Annotated in this window: 6 protein-coding genes; 1 reads left to right on the forward strand and 5 read right to left on the reverse strand. The window is 64.9% G+C overall.

Annotated elements, in window-relative coordinates; genetic code table 11:
* From RT123_RS15045 to RT123_RS15055, 3 genes are all read right to left on the reverse strand, one after another.
* Window positions 1-952: rod shape-determining protein (locus tag RT123_RS15045; protein ID WP_313009993.1), on the reverse strand; the 952-nt coding region annotated here is incomplete at its 3' end.
* 220 nt (window positions 953-1172) lie between these two features.
* The gene (locus tag RT123_RS15050) at window positions 1173-1628 is read right to left on the reverse strand and encodes a hemerythrin domain-containing protein (protein WP_313009994.1); all 456 of its coding nucleotides are present in this window, start codon (window positions 1626-1628) and stop codon (window positions 1173-1175) included.
* A gap of 73 nt (window positions 1629-1701) precedes the next feature.
* Window positions 1702-2415 carry a TVP38/TMEM64 family protein gene (locus tag RT123_RS15055; RefSeq protein ID WP_137721728.1) on the reverse strand — a complete coding sequence of 238 codons (714 nt, stop codon included), beginning with the start codon at window positions 2413-2415 and terminating at the stop codon, window positions 1702-1704.
* Window positions 2416-2537: 122 nt separating this feature from the next.
* On the opposite strand from RT123_RS15055, the gene RT123_RS15060 reads away from it, so the two are divergent.
* Entirely contained in the window at window positions 2538-3743 is a 1206-nt protein-coding gene (locus RT123_RS15060; RefSeq protein ID WP_313009995.1) for a pyridoxal phosphate-dependent aminotransferase, read from the forward strand.
* A 43-nt stretch (window positions 3744-3786) separates the two neighbouring features.
* Here RT123_RS15060 and RT123_RS15065 read toward each other — a convergent pair whose 3' ends face one another.
* Both RT123_RS15065 and secF read right to left on the reverse strand, forming a co-directional pair.
* A complete protein-coding gene (locus tag RT123_RS15065; RefSeq protein WP_055804960.1) occupies window positions 3787-4062 on the reverse strand; it encodes a hypothetical protein in 276 nt (91 codons plus the stop codon).
* A gap of 87 nt (window positions 4063-4149) precedes the next feature.
* Window positions 4150-5091 (reverse strand): protein translocase subunit SecF (gene secF, locus RT123_RS15070; RefSeq protein ID WP_313009996.1); only part of this gene is annotated, 942 nt, incomplete at its 5' end.

The raw sequence follows: 5091 nt of genomic DNA on the forward strand, positions 1-5091 counted from the left end.
CGGCGACCGAGACCGGCAGGCCGGTGTGATCGCGGATCTCGACGTCCAGACCGCGCAGCAAGGCGCCGCCGCCCGTCAGCATGATGCCCTTGTCGGCGATGTCGGCGGCCAGTTCAGGCGGGGTGGCTTCCAGCGCGACCTTCACGGCTTCGATGATCTGGGTGACCGGCTCGGCCAGCGCTTCCGCCGCCTGACGCTCCGAGATACGCACCTCGCGCGGCACGCCCTGCATCAGGTCGCGGCCCTTGACCTCGATCGACAGGCCTTCGCCGTCGGCCGGGATGCGGGCGGTGCCGATGTCCTTCTTGATGCGTTCGGCGGTCGTTTCGCCGATCAGCAGGTTATGGTTGCGGCGCATGTAGCTGATGATGCTGTCGTCCATCTTGTCGCCGCCGACGCGGACCGAACGCGAATAGACGATGCCCGACAGCGACAGGACGGCGACTTCCGTCGTGCCGCCGCCGATGTCGACAACCATCGAGCCGGTCGGCTCGTGGATCGGCAGGCCGGCGCCGATCGCGGCGGCCATGGGCTCGTCGATCAGGCCCACGCGGCGCGCCGAGGCGTTCAGGCAACTGTCGTTGATCGCGCGACGCTCGACCGCCGTGGCGCCCGAGGGCACGCAGACGATGATCTTGGGGTTCACGAAGCCCTTGCGGTTATGAACCTTGCGGATGAAGTGCTTGATCATCTCTTCGGCGACTTCGAAGTCGGCGATGACGCCGTCGCGCATGGGGCGGATCGCCTCCATGTGGCCCGGCGTGCGGCCCAGCATCTGCTTGGCCTCGATCCCCACGGCGTGAACGACCTTTCGCCCCCCGACGTTTCTCAGCGCCACGACCGACGGCTCGTTCAGGACGATGCCCTTGCCCTTCATGTAGATCAGGGTGTTGGCGGTGCCCAGGTCCATCGCGATGTCGTTGGAGATCGCGCCGAAAAGGGAGAAGCTCATGGGAATCGATACCGTTGTTAGCTGTCAGGGCGTCTAGATGTCTCAGTCGACCTGGCGACGCCCCAACTGCCCTGACATCCCCACGCCGGACAGTTCCTGATCGTCTTCGCCACGCCTACTAGCGGCGGGTTTGCCCGTATGAAACCGGGAATACAAGCCCCGATGACAGTGTCGTCATATGGAGAGGGCTATCGAGGCACGACGCCTGTGGACACCGGCTTCAGGATGTCGGCCTGCCGTCGCGCTTCGGAACGACGGCCAGGGCGTCCGCCGCCTCCATCGTGGGATACAGCGTGTCCTCCTCGCGTGCGACCCGATGCGCCAAGGCGCCGATCAACCCCTTGGTTACAGAGGCGAAACGCTCCCGATCCGTCAGAATGCGGGCCTGCGACCACTCTTCGAAATAGTGCGCCCAAACGCCGCTCAGCGCCCCCATGTCCTCAACGTAGTGCTGCGCAAGGTCGCGAACCGAATGATCTTGCGACCGCATCAGGACGGGATAAAGTTCGCCGTCCTCGATCGCCAGATGCTCGGTCAGAGCCGTATTCAGCGCACGCATCAGCTCACGGGCGCGGATCGCATCGTCCGACGTTTTCATAATGGCGGCTGTGCCGCCCAAGGCGCTGGCCAGTCGAATGATCCGGCCGTGCTGCGTCTTCAGAATACGGACATCCATGGCGACGCCTCCAAAGCAACACTATGCAACCTCTGGATGAACGGAGTCTAAATAGCAGGCTAAGCAAATTCCCTCAGTCGCCGCGCGCGATCTCGCGCCGCTTGACCAGTTCACGCACCAACAGCATCAGCGCCAGCCAGGCCAGCGCCACGCCCGCCAGTATGGCCGAGGTCCAGATCCCGTCGCCGCTGACCGCCGTCATGAAGGATCCGCCGAAGAAAGCGACCAGCGCCGTCTTCGGCAATACCCCCAGCGCGCACCCCGCCAGAAAGCCCGGGAATGACGCCCTCGCCGCCCCGAACGCCATGTTGACGACGATGAACGGCGCCGACGGCACGTTGCGGATCATGAAGCTGGCGTAGAAGGCATTTTTGCCGACGAACCGCGTCAGCCGTCCGACCGTCTTGCCGCCGTGCCGCGCCAGAAGCCGCGCCGTGGGTCCGCGTCCCAGCCAGTAGGTCACGCCCGCCGACACGACCGTCGCGATCCAACTGTAGAGAAAGCCGAACCACGGCCCGAACGCCACGACGCAGGCGGCGATCAGGATAAACTGCGGCGCGCCGAAAAAGGCCGAGACCGTGAACACCACGATGGCGGCGACCAGCCCCCAAGGCCCCTGACGGAACCCGCCCAGCCAGTCTTCCAGCCGCCCCTCGGCCTCCAGCCCCAGTTGGCTCTTGCCCACGGCGAACAGGGCGATCATCGCGCCCAGCAGCAGGGCCGTCGCCAGCACGGCGCGCCAGCGACGCGCCTCCATGTTCGACAGGAAATCGATGATCCAGCGCATCAGAGCCGCCGCTTATCATCCCATCTCTGCATTAGCGAGCATCAGCGCATTGTCCCGAGGGGCGACGCCGCGTAAACAACCCCGCCTCCCCGGCAAAAACTTCCAAAACCACGGGATAGTTCATGTCCAGCCTGCAATCTTCCGCCCTCGCCCGCGTCAAGCCCTCGGCCACCATCGCCGTCACCGCGCAGGCCCGGAAGCTGAAAGCCGAAGGCCGCGACGTGATCGGCCTGGGCGCCGGTGAGCCGGACTTCGATACGCCTGAAAACATCAAACAGGCGGCGATCGACGCGATCAGCCGCGGCGAGACCAAATACACCGACGCGGACGGCATGCCCGAGCTGAAGGCGGCCATCGTGGCCAAGTTCAAGCGCGAGAACGATCTCGACTATACAGTCGCCAACATCCACGTCGCGCCGGGCGGCAAGCCCGTCATCTTCAACGCCCTGGTCGCGACGCTGAACCCCGGCGACGAAGTCATCGTGCCCGCCCCCTATTGGGTCAGCTATCCCGACATGGTGCTGCTGGCCGGCGGCGAGCCCGTCACCGTGATCGGCGAGGAGAAGGACGGCTTCAAGTTGCTGCCCGCTGTGCTGGAAGCCGCGATCACGCCCCGCACCAAGTGGCTGATCCTGAACAGCCCGTCCAACCCCACCGGCGCCGCCTACACCCGCGCCGAGCTTGAAGCCTTGGCCGAGGTCCTGCGTCGCCATCCGCACGTCTGGGTGCTGACAGACGACATGTATGAGCACCTCGTCTATGGCGACTTCGAATACACCACCATCGCCCAGGTGGCGCCGGAGCTGATCGACCGCACCCTGACGGTCAACGGCGTGTCCAAGGCCTATGCCATGACCGGCTGGCGCATCGGCTACGCCGGCGGCCCCAAGCCGCTGATCGATTTGATGCGTAAGGTGGCCAGCCAGACCACGTCCAACCCGTCCAGCATCAGCCAGTGGGCGGCCGTCGAAGCGCTGAACGGCCCGCAGGACTTCATCCCTGAGCGCAAGGCCGCTTTCGAAAAGCGCCGTGACCTCGTTGTCTCGATGCTCAACCAGGCGGCTGGCATCACATGCGCCACGCCCGAGGGCGCCTTCTACGTCTATCCGTCCATCGCCGGACTGATCGGCAAGACGACCGAGACGGGTGTCGCCATCGATGGCGATTCCACCTTCGCCGCGGAACTGCTGAACGCCGAGGGCGTCGCCGTGGTCCAGGGCGAGGCTTTCGGCCTGAGCCCCTATTTCCGCATCAGCTACGCCACCTCGGACGCCGTGCTGGAAGAAGCCTGCACCCGCATCCAGCGCTTCACGGCCTCGCTGCGCTGATCGACGCAGGGCGGAGGTTCACGCCTCCGCCCGCCATCCGGCCCTATTTGCTGGGCTGCATATAAACCACGCGGCAATCGCCATCGATCGTGGTGTAGCGGTTGTTCGACGCGTCGACGAACGAGATCCGGCCGCCGTCGTCATATTCGACCTTGCCGGTCGAGCGTCCCTTGAAGTTCTCCACTCCATAGGTCCAGCACGTGATGTCCGCCGGCTTGTCGCCCCAGGTGGCGTCGTTGCGCGCCCGCTTGCTGTCGGTGCAGGCGGACATTCCGCCGGTCAGGGCGAGGGCAACGGCGGTATAGACGAGCGCTTTCATAGGCTCAGCCTTGCACGGACGCCGTCCAAGGAAAAGGGCCGCCCCGGCGATGCCGGGACGGCCCAACTTTCGACGATGGCGCTCGACCTATGGCCGGCTGGCCATGCCCAGCTTCACAGGCTTGGCGTCGTCAGCCAGGGCGCCGCGCTTGACGCCCCACAGAAGGATGATCGGCGCGCCGACATAGATCGACGAATAGGTGCCGATGATGATGCCGAACATCAGAGCGATGGAGAAGCCGAACAGGGCCTCGCCGCCGAAGATGGCCAGAGCCGCCAGCACCATGACGGCGGTCACGCCGGTGATGATGGTCCGCGACAGAGTCTCGTTCAGCGACAGGTCGATCACGTCGCGCAGCGGCATGGTCTTGTACTTGCGCAGATTCTCGCGAAGACGGTCGAAAACGACGACGGTGTCGTTCATCGAATATCCGATGACGGTCAGGACGGCGGCGACCATGTTCAGGCTGAACTCCAGCTTGAACAGCACGATCAGCCCGAACGTCAGGATCACGTCGTGCAGCAGACCGACCACGGCGCCGAACCCGAACTGCGGTTCGAAGCGGAACCAGATGTAGAGGAACATCAGGCCGATCGCGACGCCCAGAGCCAACAGGCCCGAGGTGAACAGTTCGCCCGACACCTTGGAGCCGACGACGCTGACGCCCGAATAGTTGACCTGACCGACTGCGCCGCTGATGGCGCCCTCGACCTGGTTGACGACCTGGGTCTGATCGCGGCCTTCCGGCACCTGGAAGCGAAGAATGGCGGTCGAGCCGTCATCGACATTGGTGTCGCGGCGCGCGATGCCCTGAACCTGGACGTCGCCTAGGTTCAGGCCATTCACGGCCTCGCGGACCCGATCCAGCTCGATCGTCTGACCCGCCGGCTTGGACACTTCCATCGAGGCGCCGCCCCGGAAGTCGATGCCCATGTTCAGGCCGGGATAGAAGCAAGACACGATCGCCGCGACGCACAGAATCACCGACAGAACGCCGGCGAACCGCGCATATTTGACGAAGTGGAAGTT

The sequence above is a fragment of the Brevundimonas vesicularis genome, assembly GCF_032067225.1.
GTDB lineage: Bacteria > Pseudomonadota > Alphaproteobacteria > Caulobacterales > Caulobacteraceae > Brevundimonas > Brevundimonas vesicularis_F.